Raw genomic sequence first — 19,201 nt, 5'->3', positions numbered from 1 at the left:
CATGGAAATGGGCAGCACGGGGGAACGGCGGGATGGCACGGCGGTCTGGCCCCAGGCCCTGCAGCGCCGCCTGCGCCTGTGGCTGCAGGCCATCCGTGAGGCCTATGTAACGCTGCTGCCGGTCACGGTGCTGGGGGTCATGGGCAATACCGTGGCGCAGCTTCCGTATGCCCCGTATGTGCAGTGGATGAACGCCCAGTTTGGCCCGGGCTGGCACGCCACCGCCATGCTGCTGTACTACGCCACCTTGGGCACCATGGGACTGATGGGCACGGTGGTGATTGCCGCCCGCACCACCACCCTGAGCCGGGCGCAGGACCGGCGGGTCGACCGCTCCATCGTCACCGTGTCCATGGTGGCGGCCAGCGCCTTTTTGCTGGTGGTGCTGCGTGACCCGCCCGCCTTCGAGGTGCTGGGCTATGCCAGCGCGTTCCAAAGCATCATTGTGGGCGTGGCCGCCGCCGAACTGATGCGCCTGCTGGGCCGCTGGCTGCCCAGCCACACCACCATGGCCGGGGTGGACGGTGGCGTGTCGCTGCAAAGTGCCCTGCACATGACCGGCACGGCGGCCCTGACGCTGCTGGCGGTGTGGCTGGCCCACGGGCTGTGGCGCGGCCTGTCGGACGCGGTGGTCGGGCCGCTGCTGGGGCAGGGGTGGGCGTGGTTTTTGCAGCTGGGCCCCAGCGGGGACGTGCTCAACTTTGGCATGGTGCTGCTCAACCAGTTGCTGTGGATGGTGGGTGTCAACGGCGGGCAGTTTCTGTACGCGGTGTCCAGCGCTTCGGGCCTGGTAGCACCGGCCAACGCACTGCATTCGGACAGCCTGATCTCAATGATGTTTTTGAACACCTTTGTGCACAACGGCGGGGCGGGCGCCACCTGGGGGCTCATTCTGTACTGCATCACCCAGGGCAAAGACGCTTCGCTGCGGCGGCTGGCCTGGTATTCGGTGCTGCCCGCTCTGCTGAACATGAACGAGCTGCTGCTGTTTGGCATTCCGCTGGTACTCAGCCGCACGCTGCTGCTGCCGTTCATCGCCGCGCCGCTGCTCAATTGCCTGATTGCCACCCTGGCGTATTCGGTGTTTGCTATGCCGCTGGACGGCCAGCCGGTGATCTGGTCTACACCCATCTTCATCTCGGGCTACCTGATGACCGGCGGCTGGAGCGGCGTGGGCGTGCAGGTCCTGTGCTTGCTCAGCAGCACCCTGATGTACGCCCCGTTTGTGCGCCAGCTGGAGAACGCGCGCATGCAGCGCAACCAGGCGTTTTTCAAGTCGGCGCTGGACGTGCTGATGTCCCCCGAGGTGGAAGCCCAGACCGGGGCCCTGGACCGGGCCGACGCGGTGGGCGAAGTGGCCCGCTGCCTGGTGCGCGACTTCCAGGCCGATATCGGTTCCCCGCGCGTCACGCTGGCCTACCAGCCCCAGCACGATGCCCAGGGCAGGGTGGTTGGGCTGGAGTCGCTGCTGCGCTGGACCCACGCCAGCCACGGCCCGGTGCCTACCGCCGCCCTGATCAACGTGGCCGAAGAATGCGACCTGATCCACCACATCGGGGCCTGGGTGGTGCAGCAGGTGTGCCAGGACCTGGCCGTGTGGCAGAAGGCGGGCTTCACTGGTTTCACCGTGTCGGTCAACATGTCGCCGGTGCAACTGCAGTCCGGCACCTGGGCGCAGACCGTGGCCGATGCACTGCGCACCCACGGCATCCAGAGCAAGGACATCGACATCGAAATCACCGAAGGCCGCACCCTGGCCAACACCGCCCAGGCCGACAAAACTCTGGCCGAGCTCCAGGCCATGGGCTTGTCGCTGTCGATGGACGACTTCGGTATGGGCTGCACCTCGCTGCTGTACATGCACCGCTTCAAGGTCTACGCCATCAAGCTCGACGGCGTGCTCACCCGCAATGTGCTGCACAACCCGGTAGACCAGGACATCATCCGCTGCGTCTGCCGCCTGGGCCATTCCCAGGGCGTGTACGTGGTGGCCGAGTTCGTGGAACAAGCCGACCAGCGCGACATGCTGCAAGCCCTGGGCTGCGACTTCTTCCAGGGCTGGCTGTACAGCCCGGCCATGCCCGCCGACAAGGTACCGGCCTACCTGAACGCCTGGCACAAGGCGACGCAGTGAGCTGGCGGTGGTGTACGCTGGGGCCATAGACAACCCCCGAGACACCATGACCCACATCCACTCGCTCACCGCCCCCATCCGCGTCGCCGTCATCGGCTACGGCCTCGCGGGCCGCGTCTTCCATGCGCCGCTGATCGATGGCGTGCCCGGCCTGGAACTGGCGTGCATTTGCTCCAGCAAGCCCGAGGCGGTCAACAAAGACTGGCCAGATGTCAAAGTGGTGCCCACGCCCGAGGCCGCGTTTGCCGACCCGGCCATCGATCTGGTGGTCATTGCCACCAGCAACGCCAGCCACCACGCCCTGGCGCGTGCCGCGCTGCTGGCGGGCAAGCACGTGGTGGTGGACAAACCTTGCACCGTCACCCTGGCCGAGACCGAGGACTTGCTGGCCGTGGCCGCGCAGCACCAGCGCATGCTCACCGTCTACCAGAACCGCCGCTTTGATGGCGACTTCTTCCTGCTGCAGCAGGTGCTGGCCAGCGGGCAACTGGGGCGCATCACGCACTTTGAATCGCACTTTGACCGCTTCCGCCAGGTCATTCCCGGCCGCTGGCGCGAGCAGGACATTCCCGGCTCTGATTTGTGGATGGACCTGGGCGCGCACCTGGTAGACCAGGCCCTGCAACTCTTCGGCGTGCCCGACGGCCTGCTGCTCGACGTGGCCCGCCAGCGCGAAGGCACGCAAACCAACGATTACTTCCACGCCCAGTTGCGCTACCCCTCCAGCCACCCCGGCCTGCGCGTGGTGTTGCACGCCAGCTCCTGCGTGGCCGCCAGCGGCCCGCGCTTTGTGCTGCACGGCACGGGCGGCTCGTTCACCAAATTCGGGCTGGACACGCAAGAAGACACGCTGAAGGCCGGAGCACGCCCGCAGCTGGAAAGCCTGGACGATTGGGGTGGCGACCCGCTGCCCGGCCAACTGCTGCGCATCGTGGATGGCCAGCACATCAGCTCCACCACGCCCGACACGCCCGGCAACTATTTGCAGTACTACGCCGGTGTGCGCGACTACCTGCTGGGCCAGTCCAGCGCCGCCCCGGTGCCCCCGCACCAGGTGCGCCAGGTGATGGCGATGCTGGAGCGCGGCACGCAGAGCGCGGGGCAGGGGAGCTGGGTGGCGACGGGGGATTTGCGTTAGCGCTTTTAGGCTTCGTCGCCTCTGCGCGGTGCCTCACCCGTCGGGCGGGCCATCAACTGGTCAAACGCGACCAGGTCGGCCCGTGCACTGCGCTCGGTAAAGTAGACCTCGGCTTGCATCATGGCCAATTTTTCCGCCACGGCAATGCTGACAAACTGGTTGATGCTGGTGCCGTCCTGTTTGCTCATGCGCTCCACCCCCGCGCGGATGGAGCGGGGCAAGCGCAAGGGGTAAGTGCTCAAACTGCTCATCGCAGACTCCTTAAAAATAGACCGGGTGGGGCCAAGCGTAGATGAAAGCGGCTGGCAGCATCGGCAAAGTGCCGAAGATTGAAGCTGACCAAGGCATCTGCACTGGCGTTGACCGCCGCTTCCAGTACCAGTTCATCTGCGGGGTCGCGCAATTGGGGTCGCCATAAAAAGTGCACCGCTACCGGCTCGGTAAAACTGGCCAGCGCATCCAGAAAGATACCCACCTGCCCCAAGTTCAGGCCGGATGCCAAGACATGCTCTGGCCGCGTGCAGACCGCCTCGTATTCCATAAACAGGCTCACGCTGGCGGCCATGCGGATGTGGCCTGCCCGGGCCATGCGCACCAGTTCGGCGGATGCACCCGTCGGGCTGCGCAACGCGGCAACTACCACATCGGTATCGAGCACAACTTTCATTCTTTAATAGTATCACTAGTGATGAAATCTCGATATTTAGGTGGTTGCACTTATTTTTGGATTTTTATAAAGAATCCGCCTCTACCGCCCTATCCATAAGCACAGCAAGCTACTAAATAAGCAGCAAAAAATACACCAAGATACATGTTTGTTAAAATATGGGAAATATTCCCATATAAACTCCAAGCATGTCCGAAACCCCCATTCCACCCCCCGGCCAGCCGGTGCTCACGCAGGTGCTGGCCATGCTGCAGCCGCTGGTGGTGTGGTTGCTGCGCTCGGGGGTGGGGTATAGCGATTTGACGGCGGCGCTGAAGCCGGTGTTTCTGGAGGCGGCGCGCGCCGAGTTGGCCCGCACCGGGGCCAAGCAGACCGATTCGGCCATCAGCCTGCTGTCGGGCGTGCACCGCAAGGATGTGCGGGCTTCTGGCCAAACGGCGCGGGCCGTGGACGTGCGCGCCCAGCTGGGCAAGCCCACCCCCGCTAGCCAGGTGATGACGCGCTGGCTGGCCACCGACCTGCCCGACACACTGCCGTTCCACGGCCCGGCACCCTCGTTCGAAGCCCTGGCCCGGTCGGTGTCCACCGACATGCACCCCCGCGCCGTGCTGCTGGAGCTGCTGCGCCTGGGCGTGGCCGAGGAGCAGGTGGACGGCAGCGTGCGCCTGTGCCGCCAGGCCTTTGTGCCCAACCCCGCGCTGGAGGAGTCGCGTCGACTGCTGGCGGGCAGCGTGGCCGACCACATCGAAGCCGGGGTGCACAACCTCAGCGCGGGTGACGGCAAAACTTTTCTGGAACAAAGCGTGTTTGCCGACGGCCTGAGCGCCGCCTCGGTACAGCAACTGGAACAACTGGCCAACAGCCTGTGGCGCGACGTGCTGGCCGCCATGGTGCAGGCCGCCGTGCCGCTGTGCGAACAGGATGAACCCGCCGGAGGCGACCAGCGCATCCGCCTGGGCATGTTTTGCCTGACCGCGCCGATGGACAACACCCCACCCCCCATCCAAAAACCCGAGTGAGACGACCGCTATGGATACCAACCCTCCCCGCCGCCCCAGAGGCTGGCTTTACGCCATCAGCATGGGCCTGGCCGTGCTGGTCCTCAGCCTGCTGCTGGATGCCTGCGGCGGCGGGCTGGACGTGGCGGGCGTGGGCAGCGGCGGCACCGGCGTGGCCAGTGGCACCGTTAGCGGCTTTGGCAGCGTGATCGTGGACGGCGTGGAATACGCCGACACCCGCGCCACCGTACAGCGCCAGAATGCCAGCGGCACACTGCGCAACACCGATGTGGCCCTGGGCCAGCGCGTGCGCTTGACTTACCAAGCTGGCAACAGCGTCAACACCGCGCAAGCGATCGAAGTGGTGGCCCAACTGGTAGGCCCGGTCAGCGCCGTGCCCGATGCCAATGGGTGGATGCAGGTGCTGGGCCAGTGGGTGCGCGTGGTCAACACCACGCTGGACCCCACGCGCAGCGACCCCACCGTGCTGGCAGGCTACGGTAGCACCGGCGCCATCGCCAACGCCGACCCGGTGGAAGTGTTTGGCACCTGGGTGTGGGACGGCAGCAAATCGGCCTACGTGCTGGTGGCCACCCGCATCGAAAAGCTCGCCGCCATGCCCGACCCGGTGCAGCTCGGCGGCGTGGTGCAAGACCTGTCGGCCAGCGGATTCCGGCTGAATGCGCCGGGTGGCACGCGGGTAGAGTCCGGCGCGCTGCCCACCGGCCTGGCGAATGGCCAGGTGGTGCAGGTGTGGACGACTTCTGCTGCCACCAACCCGGTCATCGCCAGCCGCGTGCTGCGCTCCGAGTTGGCTGTGGCCGACCTGGCTGGGCAGCAATCTTTGCGCCTGGGCGGCCTGGCCACCCAATTTGATGCGGCCACCCGGACCGTGGTGGTGCAGGGCACCTTGGTGCAACTGGCACCCGGCGTGGTGGTCGACACCGCAGCCCTGGCCCGCGGCGAATTCGTCAGCCTGCAGGTGCAGCGCGTGGGCGATGCCCTGGTGGCCAGTGCCGCCAGCGTGCGCAGCGGCACGGCGGGCAACGACGACCTGGGCGGCACCACGGTGCTGATGGGTGTGACCAGCGGCATCGAGTGGACGGCCACTAGCGTGCGATTCATTCTGCGCGGCGTGGACGTGCAAGCCGCGTCGGCCACCATTGCCAGCAGTTGCCTGGGCGTGCCACTGGCCAGCGATGTGTCGGTGCGCGTCGAAGGCCAGGTGCAAGCACCCGGTCAGCCCGTCACCGCCACCCAGGTGGCCTGCAGCCTGGTGGTGGCAGCCGACGCGGTGGTGCAGCGCCAGGGCAGCGTGCTCAGCGTCAACACCACCACCCGCAGCCTGGTGCTGCGTACCGCCCAGGGCGACATCCCCGCCACCTGGGACAGCAAAACTTATTTTGCCCAAAGCCCCGACACGCTGGTCGGCATCCCGGTGCAGGCCGAGGGACTGCTCAGCGGCAGCACCTTGCAACTGCGCACCGTGCGCCTGGCACCTTGAATCCCCACTCTGAATTCACCACCCACGAAGGAGAAAACATGCCCATCGAACACCAACAACAACACGACCATGGCCTAGCCCACGACCTGCACACCCTGGGCCAGATGCTGACCGAGCGCCGCCGCGCCCTGCGCTGGCTGGCCGTGGGCAGCGTGGCCCCGCTGGGCCTGATGGCCTGCGGCGGCGGCGACAGCACGGCGGCTACCACCACCACAACCGGCACCACCACCACGGCCAGCTCCTGCAGCAACATCAACAGCGAAACCGCAGGCCCGTACCCTGGCGACGGCACCAACAGCGCCAATGGCAGCGTGCAAAACGCCTTGCTGCTGTCGGGTATCAACCGCAGCGACATCCGCTCCAGCATCGTCAGCTCCACCACCACGGCTGCGGGCATCGTGTTGACGGTCACGCTCACGCTCGTCAACACCAGCGCCAGTTGCGCCAGCCTGGCGGGCTACGCCATCTACCTGTGGCATTGCGACCGCGACGGCAAATACTCGATGTACGACCTGCCCACCGAGAACTACCTGCGCGGCGTGCAGGTGACCGACAGCAATGGCAGCGTCACCTTCACCACCGCCTTCCCCGGCTGCTACAGCGGGCGCATGCCGCACATCCACTTCGAGGTGTATGCCAGCCTGGCCGCCGCCATCAGCAACACTTCTGTAGGCGACCAGGTGCGCACCTCGCAAATTGCCTTGCCCACCGACGTGTGCAGCGCCGTCTACGCCACCACCGGCTATGCGACCAGCGTGGCCAACCTGGCCGCCACCAGCTTTGCCCGAGACAACGTGTTCAGCGACGGCACCAGCACCCAGATGGCCACGGTGACCGGCAGCACCAGCGCGGGCTACGCGGCATCGCTGGTGGTGGGTATTTCTGCTTAAAATCCGATTGCTATAGTTTTAGTAGCTGCTTGCGCTTATGGAATAAGCGCTAGAGGCCGATTTGTCGTAAATTGTTTAGCCGGGTTGCAGCAGTACCAGCAGGGCCCCCGCGCCGCCTTCCATGGGCCGGGCCTGCACAAAGGCCAGCACCTCGTTCTTCTGCACCAGCCAGTTGCGCACCTTGCCCTTGAGCACCGGGGTTTTGCCGGGCGAGCTCAGGCCCTTGCCGTGCACCACGCGCACGCAGCGGATGCCGTGCTTGTGCGCATCGCGGATAAAGCCCGACAAGGCATCGCGCGCCGCGTCGCTGCGCAGGCCGTGCAGGTCGAGCTGGCGCTGGATGGCCCATTCGCCTTTGCGCAGGCGCTGCAGCACGTCAATGCCGATGCCGGGGCGGCGGTAGCTGAGCGAGTCGTCGGTTTCCAGCAGGCTGCTGGCATCGAAGCCGTCGCTGATGGCCTCGACCAGCACGGCCTGCTCGTCCAGCTTCAGCTGGGTGGCAATCGGCTCGGGCGGCTGCTTCTTCAGCTGCGCCTGGCGCTTGTCGGGCAGGCGGTGCACGGCCCCGGCGGCCTGCACAAACAGGTTCTTCTGGGCGGCCAGGCGGCGCTGGGCCTCCAACTGGGCCACGCGTGCGGCTTCCTGCAGGGCGGCGGCCTCGGCAATGGATTTCTGGATCTTTTTCAGATCCTGCAGCGAGGTGATCTTCATCAGAGCATGCCTTTTTCGGCCATGGAAAACGCCTCACCGGTAGCCACGACGATGTGGTCCAGCACCCGCACGTCGATCAGCGCCAGCGCGGCGCGCAGGTTGTGGGTCAGGGCTTCGTCGGCGGGCGAGGGCTGCACCGAGCCGCTGGGGTGGTTGTGCGCCAGCACCACGCTGGCGGCTTGGTGGTGCAGGGCGCGCAGCACCACTTCGCGCGGGTACACGCTGGTCTGCGTGAGCGTGCCGCGAAACAGCTCCTCCATGGCCAGCAGCCGGTAGCTGGCATCCATGAACAGCACCGCAAACACCTCGTGGGCCTTGCCTGCCAGGTGCAGCTGCACATAGTGCTTGAGCGCCTGCGGGTCGTTGAACACGTCGCGCTCTTGCAGCTTTTGCGCCATGGCGCGCCGGGCCAGCTCCAGCACCGCCACGATCTCAGCCCGCTTGGCCGGGCCCAGGCCCTTGATGCGCTTCAAATCGTCTGCCGTGGCGTGGAGCAGCCCGGCAATGCCGTCAAAGCCTCCACTGCCGGGTAAGTCCAACAGCTCTTGCGCCATCTGCAGCACGCCCTTGCCCGCAATACCCGTGCGCAGCAGGATGGCCAGCAGCTCCACATCGCTCAGGGCAGCAGCGCCGCGCGCCAAAAGCTTTTCGCGCGGGCGGGCATCCGGGGGGAGGTCTTTGAGGGGCATGGGGAAAGCTTGGGAAAGAGCGCGGCAACAGCACCCAGTTTACCGAGACTCCCATGCCATCCGCCCGGAGGACGGTTCTATATGCCCCGCGGGCCCGCGTAGATGCTACCCATGCTCCAGGCCTGCAGCTCCAGGTCCACATCGCCGTCGGCAAAGGCCGAGCCTTCTACGCTGTGTTCGCTGTGCGGATAGACGCGGGTGGACAGGCACAGGCGGTCGTTGGCATAGACCTCCAGCACGCTGGCGTCGAGCAGCACGCGCAAATGCAGGTGTTCGCCCGGGTCCAGGTCGAGCTGGGCGTGCACATCCTGGCGGCGCACCTTGCTGTCGGTGGAGCTGCGTCCGCGCTCGATGCTGAGGCGGCGCGCGTCGGGCCAGAAAACGATGCGGGTGGCTTCGCTGCCATCGGGCGCGGCCAGCAGGGTGAGGCCGAGCTTGTGCTGGTCGCGCACCCTGCGCATCGTGAAAGTGGCCTCGATGTCCAGGTGCCGACCTGCAAAGGTGCGCAGCACGCCGCGCGCCGCGCCGGTGGTGTGTATGGCGATGGGTGCCTGGCGTAGCTGGGAGATTTCGGCCACCGGGCGCAGGTTCAGGCGGCCGCGCGGGTCCAGCGACAGCACGCGTGGCACGGTCATGGCACCGGCCCAGCCGTCGGCATCGATACGTTCTTGCTCGCGCTGCTCGTTCATCCAGGCCCACTGCAGCGCCCGCCCGTCGGGCCCGCCCATGGTCAGGTGCGCGAAGGCACCGTTGTCGGGGTCGAGCACGCCTTCAGATTCGGGGATGAAAACCTCGTTCTCGAAGCGGCCCACGAACCAGTGCACGCCCAGCCCGAGCCAGATCGATACGGTCAGCACCCATTTGTCGCCGAGGGGGAAGAAGTTCGGGCATTCCCACATCCGCCCCCATGCCAGGGTGGGCGCGGTGTAGAGCGGGCCACGGTAGTCCCAGGCGCTGCCGTCTTCACTGCGGTAGAGCAGGGCCTGGCCGCGCTCGTGGTGCAGCGACGCACCCACCACCATGTACCAATGCCCGGCGTGCTGGAACACGTAGGGGTCGCGGAAGTCATGTGGTTCTACACCTTCGGGCGGGGTGGTGAGGGTGCGCTCGGGCTGCAGCGTCCAGCGTTGCAGGTCGTCGCTGGTGGCGGTGCACTGCACCTGGCGCTCGGGTGTGAAGCCGGTGTAGTACAGCGTGGGCTGGCCATTGACCAGCGCGAAGCTGCCGGAAAAGCAGCCACCGGCATCGGGGCCGTCTGGCGTGGGGGCCAGGGCCAGGGGCTCGTCGCGCCAGGTCACCAGATCGGCGCTGCTGGTGTGGCCCCAGTGGATGTCGCCCCATTGGTTGGCGTTCGGGTTGTACTGGTAGTAGAGGTGGTAGCGGCCACCGTGGAAGCACAGGCCGTTGGGGTCGTTGATCCAGTGGTGGGGGGCGGTGAAGTGGTAGCGTGGGCGGTGCATGTCAGAGGTCATATGGAGGTGGTGGAGTGCGGTAGCGGCGGGGTGGAATTGCGTTCGACGATGCCGCCTGCGACCAGTTGCCAGGGTTCGCTGGGTGCTGTACCGGTGGCTAGCAGGCGCTCGACCGCCGCAATCCCCATCTCGAAGTAGGGCAGGGCCACGGTGCTGAGCTGGGGCCGTATCGCCTCGCAGATGGCGTGGTCATCGTCAAAGCCCATCAGGGCCATGTCCTGTGGCACGCGCACGCCGAGCTCGTCGAGCAGCCGCGCGCCGTGCAGCGCCATGATGTCGTTGCCGAAGCACAGCGCAGTCACCCGTGGCACCTGGGCTACCAGGCTGCGCAACGCCGCCTGCAGCGGCAGGAATGGCCCACCGGGCTCCAGCTTGGAGCCGATGCGTACCGGGCAGTCCTCCGCGGCCAAGCCGTGGCGTGCACAGCTGGCCACGAATGCGGCCTTGCGCAGCCGCCCGGCCACCATGTCTTCGTCGATGCCGACGTAGCCGATGCGGCGGTGGCCGCAAGCGACCAGGTGGTCGACCACCCGCGTCTGGCCCAGTGCGTCGTCGGGCAGCACCGCCGGTGTGCCGAGCCGGTCGAAGCAGTTGACCAGTACCAGCGGCGTGTCTTTGGGCTTGGGCAGCACCACCTGTTGGTGGTAAGAGGCCGCGTAAATCACCCCCTCGACCCGGTAGGACGTGAAGGTTTTCAGCAGCGCCTCCACGGTGTTCTGGTCGCCGCCCATGTCGGCCACCAGCAGCGTCTTGCGCGCCTGGCGGCAGGCTTGCTGGGCACCGCGCAGGATGTGCAGCTCGGACAGACCGGCCCGGGTGGAGCCGACCTCGGCATCGCTGAACAAGCCGGTGATGAAGCCGATCTGCCCGGACTTGCCGGAGCGCATCAGGCGCGCGCCGTGGTGCGGCTCGTACCCGAGCATTTCGATGGCCCGCGAAACCTTCTCCATGGTCTCGGGGCGGATGGAGCCTTCGCGGTTGACGACCCGGGATACGGTTTTGATCGATACGCCCGCGAGTTGCGCGACATCAATGATGGTAGCCATGGTTTACTTTTTAAATGACAACGTTAGTACTTTGCCTTTTTAGATGGGGTTGTGTCAATACCTTGGTATGGAAATTTTATTTTTTTGGATTTTCAGAGGGAAAACTGGAAAATTTTTGGGTATTAGGGTTTTCATGGATTGGATGGATTCTGCTTTGATTTCTAAAATTCAGGCCAAATGACAACATTGTCATTGACCATCATCCACCCCAACCGGAGCTTTCCATGACCCTTCGCCACACCGTCAGCCGCCGTCTCGTTCTTGCAGGCCTGGCCGCCTGCGCCGCCAGCGCCAGCTATGCGCAGACCACCTTGTCCATGTGGTACCACGGGGCGGGCAACCCGACCGAGAAGGATTTGATGGCGGGCATCATCAAGGACTTCAACGGCAGCCAGAAGCAGTGGAAGGTGGAACTGCAGCAGTTCCCGCAAGAGGCCTACAACACCTCGGTGGTGGCCGCTGCGGTGGCGGGCAAGCTGCCCGACATCCTGGACGTGGACGGCCCCGTCATGCCCAACTGGGCCTGGTCGAAATACCTGCAACCGCTGACGCTGCCGCCCGCGGCGATCAGCAAGTTCCTGCCCGGCACCATCGGCAAATACAACGGCAAGGTGTACACGGTGGGGCTGTGGGATGCCGCCTGCGCCATGTTCGCGCGCAAATCGGTGCTGCAGGCCCACAACATCCGCATCCCGACGCTGGACAAGCCCTGGACCAAGGCCGAGTTCGATGCCGCCCTGGTCACACTGCAAAAGAGCGACAAGTTCCAGTACCCGATCGATCTGGGCCTGGCCTGGAAGGGCGAGTGGTATTCGTACGCATTCGGGCCGTTCCTGCAAAGCAGCGGTGGCGATCTGCTGAACGCTTCGGTCCCCAAGGCCAATGGCACGCTGAATGGCAAGGCGGGCCTGGAGTTCGGCAATTGGTGGCAGAGCCTGTTTACGCGCAAGCTCACCCCTGGCACCTCGCAGGACGGTGCAGACCGTGAAACGGGCTTTCTGGATGGCAAGTACGCGCTGCAGTGGAACGGCAACTGGGCCGCGTTGCCCGCGCTGAAAAAGTTTGGGGATGACCTGGTGTTCCTGCCTGCGCCGGATTTTGGCAAGGGCCCGAAGATCGGTGCTGCGTCGTGGCAGTTCGGTGTGTCGGCGAGCACCAAGAACGCCCAGGGTGCCAACGCCTTCATCGCCTTTGCGCTGAAAGACAAATACCTGGCTGCGTTTTCGGACGGCATCGGCCTGGTCCCTTCCACCCCAGAGGCCGCGGCCATGACCAAGAACTACGCCAAGGGCGGCGCCATGGAGGTGTTCTTCGCGCTGTCGGCCAAGCAGGCGACCTTGCGGGCTTCGACACCCGGCTATGCCGCCGCCTCCGGTGAGTTCGAGAAGGCGCTGTCCGATATTGCCAATGGTGGCAAGGTGGCCGACGCGCTGGACAACGCCGCCGACGCCATCGATGCCGACCTGAAGAAAAACAACAACTACCGCTGAGCCCCAGCGCCGCACAAGGACCCGAGGCCATGAGCGCTCCCATTACCCCCACCTCTGCCCCGGGGGCCGCGCGCGCGCGGCGTTCGGGCCTGCTCATGGTCTCACCGGCCATGTTGCTGATGGCGCTGTTTTTGATCCTGCCATTTCTGCTGGCGTTTGCCATGTCGTTCACTAACCAGCGCCTGGTGTCGCCCAACCCGACACAGTACGTGGGCCTGGAGAACTACCGCCAGATCCTGGGCCTGGGCGTGCTGACGCTGCAGCCCGAAAAAGATGCGCAAGGCCAGGTGGCGCACGAGGCCGACGGCAGCCTGCAATACCCCAGCCTGCGCACCTACACCCGCGACAACCCCGACTACCCGCACCTGAACCGCATGCGCGAGTGGTTCCACGTCGGTTGGACGGGTGACAGCCGCCTGTACGTGCTGGCCAGCGATGTGATCTTTATGAAGGCGCTGGTCAACACGGTGCAGTTCGTGGTGGTGGTGGCTCCGGTACAGGCTTTTTTTGCGCTGCTGCTGGCGCTGCTGATCAACCAACCCCTGCGTGGCATCAACATCTACCGCACCATCTTCTTCATGCCGGTGGTGATCTCGATGGTGGTGGTGGCGTTTTTGTGGCGCTTTATCTACGCCGGTGACACCGGCCTGCTGAATTCGCTGCTGGGGCACCTCACCTTTGGTGCCTTCAAGCCGGTGGATTGGCTGGGCCAGCCCGGCACGGCGCTGTGGGCCATCATGGCCATGTCGGTCTGGCAGGGGGTGGGCTTCCACATGATCGTCTGGCTGTCGGGCCTGCAGACCATTTCTGTCTCGCTGTACGAAGCGGCCGCGCTCGAAGGTGCATCCCGGTGGCAGGTGTTCCGCTATGTGACCTGGCCGGGGCTGCGCAATACCGCCATCCTGGTGATGGTGGTGATCACCATGCAGGCCTTCACGCTGTACCCGCAAATCGACGTGATGACGCGTGGCGGGCCGCTGGACTCGACCCAGTCGCTGGTGTTCCAGGCGGTGCAGCGCGGCTACGGCAAGCAGGATATTGCCGGGGGCTCCGCGATCAGCGTGTTTCTGTTCCTGTTTGTGTTGGCCATCTCGCTGGGCCAGCGCTATCTGACCCGTGAAAAGAAGTGAAAGGAAACACGCCATGAGCCGCTCCCTGATGCCCTCGCTCGCCGCCAAGGCGCTGAATTACACCCTGCTGACCTGGATTGCGCTGGTGTTTATCTTCCCGATCGTGTTCATGATCGTGTCGTCGCTCAAGCCCGACCTGCAGCTACTGCAGGACGCCAGCTCGTTGCGCGCCTTTCTGCCGGTGGGTGACATTTCGTTCGACAACTACCGCGCCGCCTTCCAGCGCGTGCCCATTGGCCACTTCATCTTCAACTCGGTGATGGTGACCGCCATCACCATGGTGCTGTCGCTGGCGGTGTGCTCGATGGCGGCTTTCGCCTTCGTGTTCCTGGAATTTCCGGGGAAAAGCGTGCTGCTGGCGGTGGTGCTGGCAACCTTCATCGTGCCCTTCGAGTCGATCGCGATTCCGCTGTTGCTGGTGGTGAACAACCTGCCATGGATCGGCGAACAGGGCCTGACTATGGGCTGGCTGAACTCCTACCATGTGCAGATCATCCCGTTCATCTCCGACGCGCTGACGATCTTTTTGTTCGTGCAGTACTTTCGCGACCTGCCCAAGGAACTGGTGGAGGCTGCCCGCGTGGACGGCGCGGGCTACTTCCAGATCTACCGCCGGGTGATCCTGCCGCTGGCCGGGCCGGTGTTTGCCACCGCCGCCATTTTGAAGTTTCTGGCCATGTACAACCAGTACCTGTGGCCGGTGATGGCCGCGCAGTCGGAAGACTACCGGCCCATCATGGTCGGCCTGCAGTACTTCTTCCAGCTCAACATCGCCTGGGGCGAAATGATGGCCTACCTGACCGTCATCACGGTGCCGGTGCTGCTGTTCTACCTGAGCCTGCAGCGCGCCTTTATCGCCTCCATTGCGTCCACCGGTGTCAAGGGCTGAGCCCTCCACATCCCTACACCCAGTCCCCTTTTTTTGAAATGCGAGAACCTTCCATGCAAGACGTTCGCTTATCCCAAGTCCACAAGTCCTACGGCAACGACGTGGTCATCATCCCCGGCATAGACCTGCACATTCCTGCCGGTTCGTTCACGGTGCTGGTCGGCCCCTCGGGCTGCGGAAAATCCACCTTGTTGCGCATGATTGCCGGGCTGGAATCGGTGACCCAAGGCACGATCCAGATCGGTGGCCGGGATGTGACCCACCTCGAACCCGCCGACCGCGGCATCGCCATGGTGTTCCAGTCCTACGCCTTGTATCCGCACATGACGGTGGCGCAGAACATCGCCTTTGGTTTGACCATCGCCAAGAAGCCCAAGGCCGAGATTGACGCTGCCGTGCGCAAGGCGGCCGACATCCTGCAACTTGGCCACCTGCTAGACCGTACGCCCAAGGCCTTGTCCGGCGGGCAGCGCCAGCGCGTGGCGATTGGCCGGGCGATCGTGCGCGACCCGGCGGTGTTCCTGTTCGACGAGCCCTTGTCCAACCTGGATGCCTCGCTGCGGGGCCAGATGCGGGTCGAGCTGGCCGACCTGCACCGCCAGATCGGCGCGACCATGGTCTATGTGACCCACGACCAGGTCGAGGCCATGACCATGGCCGACCAGATCGTGGTGCTGAACAAGGGCCATATCGAGCAGGTTGGGCCACCCATGGACCTGTACCGCCGCCCCATGACCCCCTTCGTGGCCGGTTTTCTGGGGTCGCCCAATATGAACCTGGTGCAAGGCGAATTCGCCCGGGAGATGGGTTGCGAGGTCTACGGTGTGCGGCCCGAGCACATCGACATCAGCCCCACCCAGGGGCGCTGGCCCGCCACCGTACACCACATCGAGCAGCTGGGTGCCGATTGCATCGTCCATGCCGATGTGCGCGGTGTGGGCACGATGACGGTGCGCACCGAGAGTGAACTGGATCTGGGGATCGGCCAAAGCATCTTCCTGGCCCCGCGCGCGGGCCAGGAGCACCGATTCCGCGGCGGCCAGCGCATGGATGCCTGACGTGGGGCCATCCAGCCGCTTTTAGGGGGCAGACCGGGCGCACTTTTACAATAGCGCCCAGCTTATTGAGACTCCCCATGCCATCTACTTCCCTCCCCACCGTCCAGCCCGGCTCGTTTTTGACCCTGCACTACCGCCTCGGCGGCCCCACGGGCGACATCATCAACACCTTCAACGACAAGCCCGCCACCCTGTCGCTGGGCACCGGCCAGCTCTCGCCCGCGGTGGAGCAGCGCCTGCTGGGCCTGTCCGAGGGCACGCGCACCTCGTTCGACATCCCCGCCGGGGAGGCCTTTGGCGAGCGCCAGCCCGACATGCAGCAGTGGGTGGCCCGCAAGCTGCTCAACCAGATGGGCGACCCGCTGGAGCAGTACCACGTGGGCGATGTGGTGCAGTTCCCCACGCCCGACGGCCTGGGCAGCTACGCCGGTGCGGTGCAGCAGGTAGGCAATGGCGACAGCGCCGACGCGGTCTTGTTCGACTTCAACCACCCGCTGGCCGGCCAGCCGGTGACGTTCGAAGTGCAACTGATTGGTGTGCTGTGAGCAGCCCGCAGGAAATCATCCTGGCCGAGCCGCGTGGCTTCTGCGCCGGGGTCGATCGCGCGATTGAGATCGTCGAAAAGGCCCTGGCCAAGTTCGGCCGCCCCATCTACGTGCGCCACGAGATCGTGCACAACACCTACGTGGTCAACGACCTGAAGTCGCGCGGGGCCATCTTCATCGAAGAGTTGGACGACGTGCCCCCCGGCGCGACCCTGGTGTTCTCGGCCCACGGCGTGAGCCAGGCGGTGCAGCAGGAGGCGCGGGCGCGCGGTTTTCAGATTTTCGATGCCACCTGCCCGCTGGTCACCAAGGTGCACGTCGAGGTGGCCAAGCTGCATAAAGAGGGTTATGAGTTCATCATGATCGGCCACAAGGGGCATCCCGAGGTGGAGGGCACCATGGGCCAGCTGGACAGCGGCATCCACCTGGTGGAAGACGTGGCCGACGTGGCCCACGCCCAGCCGCTGCAGACCGACAAACTGGCCGTGGTGACGCAAACCACCCTGAGCGTGGATGATGCCGCCGAGATTCTGGCCGCCGTCAAAGCCCGCTTCCCGCTGATCCGCGCCCCCAAGATGCAAGACATCTGCTACGCCACGCAAAACCGGCAAGATGCCATCAAGATCATGAGCCCGCAGGTGGACATCGTCATCGTGGTCGGCAGCCCCACCAGCTCCAACAGCAACCGCCTGCGCGAGCTGGCCGAAAAGCTGGGCACTGAGGCCTATATGGTCGACAACGCCGAAGAGCTGGTCCCCGCCTGGTTCGAAGGCAAAACCCGCGTCGGCCTGACCGCCGGAGCCTCCGCCCCCGACGTGCTGGTCCAGCAGGTCATCGACCGCATCCGCGCCCTGGGCGCGGTGTCGGTGCGCAAGATGGAGGGGATTGAGGAGACGGTGAAGTTTCCGCTGCCCAAGGGGTTGCGGATGGATGGGGTGGCCGCCGCCGATTGATCCGGCCTTGTCTCGCGTTTTCATGATCTGGATCAGAAACTGCTCCCCGGTCTGGTAGCCCAATACCGGTGTCTTCACCATGAAAGGACCGGACATGAAAACCAACGTCGGCGGCATCGACCGCACACTGCGCATCGTCGCCGGGGCCGCCCTGGTCGCCCTGGCCGCCACCGGTACCGTCGGCCTGTGGGGCTGGATCGGTGTCGTCCCCCTGGCCACCGGCCTGATCGGCTGGTGCCCGCCGTATGCCCTGTTTGGGTGGAATACCTGCTCGGTGAAATCGGGGGGGTGAGGTTGGGGGCTGTTGGGGCCCGTGGCATCGGCAGGTTGGCCGTTTTAGATTTTTTGGTCTGTTTTTAGATACCAAATTGGCTGCTTGTGCCTATGGTATTGGCACGAGCAGCCCCTATTTTTTACTATCAAAAGAGAAGCAATCTGGTCCGACCGCACGGGTGGTAGCCAATGGGGTCGGATCACGATTGCGCGCAGAGAGGGGGGTTTTCGGGTAGCCGTTTTGCCCGCATTCGTGCTCCGACCCCTTTGGCGGGTTGGCGATCCTGGGTGCTTGCCAGCATCCCCGGCCGGGAGTTGCGCCCGGCGGCGCAGTCACTTGTTCTTTTGCGCAAAAGAAAAGTAACCAAAAGAAAGGCGCCCCAACTGTCTGCGCCCTCCGCTAGCGCTACGGGAACCTGCGGTGCTCGCTTTGGGCGGGGTCTGGCTAAACTCGCCTGCGGCTCAGACAGACGCCAGCCCTGATCCGCCCAAAGCTGCGCTCCTCGGCGCATACAGATGGGGACCCCGGGGAGCGGGATCGGCCCGGCTACGCCGGGCATCGCGCCGGTCGCGAATGGGTCGTGGCTTTGGAGATGCTGGATTCCTATTGGACCGTGCCAAGCTCGCCAGGCCACAGGTAGTTGCCGGGCTATAGTGCTACGTCCCTTCTGCTATTTTTTCCGGAATTGTTATGGCTATCGACCATTCGCGAAAACCGAAAAATTTCAAGCCTAGAACGAACCGCAATAATCAAAGCAATGTTTGGCAGCATATAGGAGAGCTATGCGCACACCGCAGTCCGTGAAATCACTTGAGGAACTTGGTCGCGAGCGCCTTTCGCCCAATTTTTTTATGCGCGACTTTCTGTATAGCGAGATCGCAAACTTTTACGGCAAACCGAATATCCCTGAAGACCCTGATTTGGCGTTGAACGTGGGCCGGAAATTGTGCCAAGAACTCCTTGAGCCATTGCAAGCGACTTTTGGCCGGTTGGCTATCCGTTCCGCATACCGTTCACCAGCTATCAACCAGCTAGGAAACGAGAAGGGACACAACTGCGGCTCGAACGAGAGCAACTACGCAGCACATATTTGGGATAAACGCGACTCGCAAGGCCTCAGCGGCGCAACGGCCTGTATTGTCATTCCGTGGTTCACGGACTGGGCCAGCCCAAGCACCGACTGGCGTGCGCTCGCGTACTGGATTCACGACAATCTGCCCTACAGCCATTTACAGTTTTTTCCCAAGCTGTGTGCTTTCAACATTGGCTGGCATGAAGAACCGAAGCGCTTGGTAAACAGTTTTATCGAACCGAAAGGTACGCTGTTTAAAGGTTCGCCTACCGAGCCCGGGTATCAGCGGCGGTATGAAGGCTTTCCAAAACTTGTGCTCGGTGCTGCGTAAGTCAATCACATTGGTGTCCGTGCGTGCAGTCCTAGATTGCCATGCTTTTTCACTATAAAAATAGTAGCTTCTTGTGCCCATAAGTTATGCATGAACGGTCTTTTGGGCATTTAATATTCGCTCACCGCCGGGCCGATCCCGCTCCCCGGGGTCCCCATCTGTATGCGCCGAGGAGCACAGCTTTGGGCGGATCAGGGCTGGCGTCTGTCT

19 protein-coding genes are annotated in these 19,201 nt (G+C 64.4%); 13 read left to right on the top strand and 6 right to left on the bottom strand.

Features of this window, described 5'->3' with window-relative positions; all coding sequences use genetic code 11:
• Position 1: 1 nt before the first annotated feature.
• Both AC097O_RS21630 and AC097O_RS21625 read left to right on the top strand, forming a co-directional pair.
• The gene (locus AC097O_RS21630; RefSeq protein WP_479595044.1) at positions 2-2,134 is read left to right on the top strand and encodes an EAL domain-containing protein; all 2,133 of its coding nucleotides are present in this window, start codon (positions 2-4) and stop codon (positions 2,132-2,134) included.
• Positions 2,135-2,180: 46 nt separating this feature from the next.
• The gene (locus AC097O_RS21625; protein WP_479595043.1) at positions 2,181-3,272 is read left to right on the top strand and encodes an oxidoreductase; all 1,092 of its coding nucleotides are present in this window, start codon (positions 2,181-2,183) and stop codon (positions 3,270-3,272) included.
• A gap of 5 nt (positions 3,273-3,277) precedes the next feature.
• On the opposite strand, the gene AC097O_RS21620 is transcribed toward AC097O_RS21625, so the two are convergent.
• Both AC097O_RS21620 and AC097O_RS21615 read right to left on the bottom strand, forming a co-directional pair.
• Positions 3,278-3,523 (bottom strand): hypothetical protein, encoded by a 246-nt coding sequence (locus tag AC097O_RS21620; protein ID WP_479595042.1) that lies wholly within the window; start codon positions 3,521-3,523, stop codon positions 3,278-3,280.
• Positions 3,520-3,939, bottom strand: a complete 420-nt coding sequence (locus AC097O_RS21615; protein ID WP_479595041.1) for a putative toxin-antitoxin system toxin component, PIN family — start codon at positions 3,937-3,939, stop codon at positions 3,520-3,522. The genes AC097O_RS21620 and AC097O_RS21615 overlap by 4 nt, the downstream gene beginning before the upstream one ends.
• A 188-nt stretch (positions 3,940-4,127) precedes the next feature.
• Here AC097O_RS21615 and AC097O_RS21610 point away from each other — a divergent pair, with 188 nt between their 5' ends.
• The 3 genes from AC097O_RS21610 to AC097O_RS21600 are packed head-to-tail and all read left to right on the top strand — an operon-like array spanning position 4,128 to position 7,331.
• Positions 4,128-4,958: a DUF6502 family protein gene (locus AC097O_RS21610; protein ID WP_479595040.1), complete on the top strand. Its 831-nt coding sequence runs from the start codon at positions 4,128-4,130 to the stop codon at positions 4,956-4,958.
• Between the two features lie 10 nt (positions 4,959-4,968).
• On the top strand, positions 4,969-6,441 hold the full coding sequence (locus AC097O_RS21605) for a DUF5666 domain-containing protein (RefSeq protein WP_479595039.1): 1,473 nt from the start codon (positions 4,969-4,971) through the stop codon (positions 6,439-6,441).
• 38 nt (positions 6,442-6,479) lie between these two features.
• The gene (locus AC097O_RS21600; RefSeq protein ID WP_479595038.1) at positions 6,480-7,331 is read left to right on the top strand and encodes a dioxygenase family protein; all 852 of its coding nucleotides are present in this window, start codon (positions 6,480-6,482) and stop codon (positions 7,329-7,331) included.
• Between the two features lie 75 nt (positions 7,332-7,406).
• Here AC097O_RS21600 and AC097O_RS21595 read toward each other — a convergent pair whose 3' ends face one another.
• The 4 genes from AC097O_RS21595 to AC097O_RS21580 form a co-directional block, all read right to left on the bottom strand.
• Complete coding sequence (locus tag AC097O_RS21595) at positions 7,407-8,042, bottom strand: Smr/MutS family protein (RefSeq protein WP_479595037.1); 636 nt, start codon at positions 8,040-8,042, stop codon at positions 7,407-7,409.
• Positions 8,042-8,731 (bottom strand): RadC family protein, encoded by a 690-nt coding sequence (gene radC / locus AC097O_RS21590; RefSeq protein WP_479595036.1) that lies wholly within the window; start codon positions 8,729-8,731, stop codon positions 8,042-8,044. Before radC ends, AC097O_RS21595 begins: the two co-directional genes overlap by 1 nt.
• Positions 8,732-8,808: 77 nt before the next feature.
• Positions 8,809-10,191, bottom strand: coding sequence for a glycoside hydrolase family 32 protein (locus AC097O_RS21585; protein WP_479595035.1), 1,383 nt, complete (start codon positions 10,189-10,191; stop codon positions 8,809-8,811).
• 8 nt (positions 10,192-10,199) lie between these two features.
• Positions 10,200-11,249 (bottom strand): LacI family DNA-binding transcriptional regulator, encoded by a 1,050-nt coding sequence (locus AC097O_RS21580; RefSeq protein ID WP_479595034.1) that lies wholly within the window; start codon positions 11,247-11,249, stop codon positions 10,200-10,202.
• Positions 11,250-11,473: 224 nt separating this feature from the next.
• On the opposite strand from AC097O_RS21580, the gene AC097O_RS21575 reads away from it, so the two are divergent.
• The 8 genes from AC097O_RS21575 (at position 11,474) to AC097O_RS21540 (ending at position 18,991) form a co-directional block, all read left to right on the top strand.
• Positions 11,474-12,739, top strand: a complete 1,266-nt coding sequence (locus AC097O_RS21575) for a sugar ABC transporter substrate-binding protein (protein WP_479595033.1) — start codon at positions 11,474-11,476, stop codon at positions 12,737-12,739.
• Between the two features lie 29 nt (positions 12,740-12,768).
• On the top strand, positions 12,769-13,869 hold the full coding sequence (locus AC097O_RS21570) for a carbohydrate ABC transporter permease (protein ID WP_479595032.1): 1,101 nt from the start codon (positions 12,769-12,771) through the stop codon (positions 13,867-13,869).
• 13 nt (positions 13,870-13,882) lie between these two features.
• Positions 13,883-14,758, top strand: coding sequence for a carbohydrate ABC transporter permease (locus tag AC097O_RS21565; RefSeq protein WP_479595031.1), 876 nt, complete (start codon positions 13,883-13,885; stop codon positions 14,756-14,758).
• Positions 14,759-14,811: 53 nt separating this feature from the next.
• On the top strand, positions 14,812-15,816 hold the full coding sequence (locus tag AC097O_RS21560; protein WP_479595030.1) for an ABC transporter ATP-binding protein: 1,005 nt from the start codon (positions 14,812-14,814) through the stop codon (positions 15,814-15,816).
• A 77-nt stretch (positions 15,817-15,893) separates the two neighbouring features.
• The gene (locus AC097O_RS21555; protein ID WP_479595029.1) at positions 15,894-16,361 is read left to right on the top strand and encodes an FKBP-type peptidyl-prolyl cis-trans isomerase; all 468 of its coding nucleotides are present in this window, start codon (positions 15,894-15,896) and stop codon (positions 16,359-16,361) included.
• Positions 16,358-17,314 (top strand): 4-hydroxy-3-methylbut-2-enyl diphosphate reductase, encoded by a 957-nt coding sequence (gene ispH, locus AC097O_RS21550; RefSeq protein WP_479595028.1) that lies wholly within the window; start codon positions 16,358-16,360, stop codon positions 17,312-17,314. The genes AC097O_RS21555 and ispH overlap by 4 nt, the downstream gene beginning before the upstream one ends.
• Before the next feature lie 94 nt (positions 17,315-17,408).
• A complete protein-coding gene (locus AC097O_RS21545; RefSeq protein WP_315201774.1) occupies positions 17,409-17,606 on the top strand; it encodes a DUF2892 domain-containing protein in 198 nt (65 codons plus the stop codon).
• A 764-nt stretch (positions 17,607-18,370) separates the two neighbouring features.
• Positions 18,371-18,991, top strand: a complete 621-nt coding sequence (locus tag AC097O_RS21540) for a hypothetical protein (RefSeq protein WP_479595027.1) — start codon at positions 18,371-18,373, stop codon at positions 18,989-18,991.
• Positions 18,992-19,201 lie beyond the last annotated feature (210 nt).

The sequence above is a fragment of the Rhodoferax sp. LS1P39 genome (assembly GCF_056521425.1).
The sequence above is the reverse complement of the archived record's forward strand: the minus strand, read 5'-3'. Positions and strand labels throughout refer to the sequence as shown.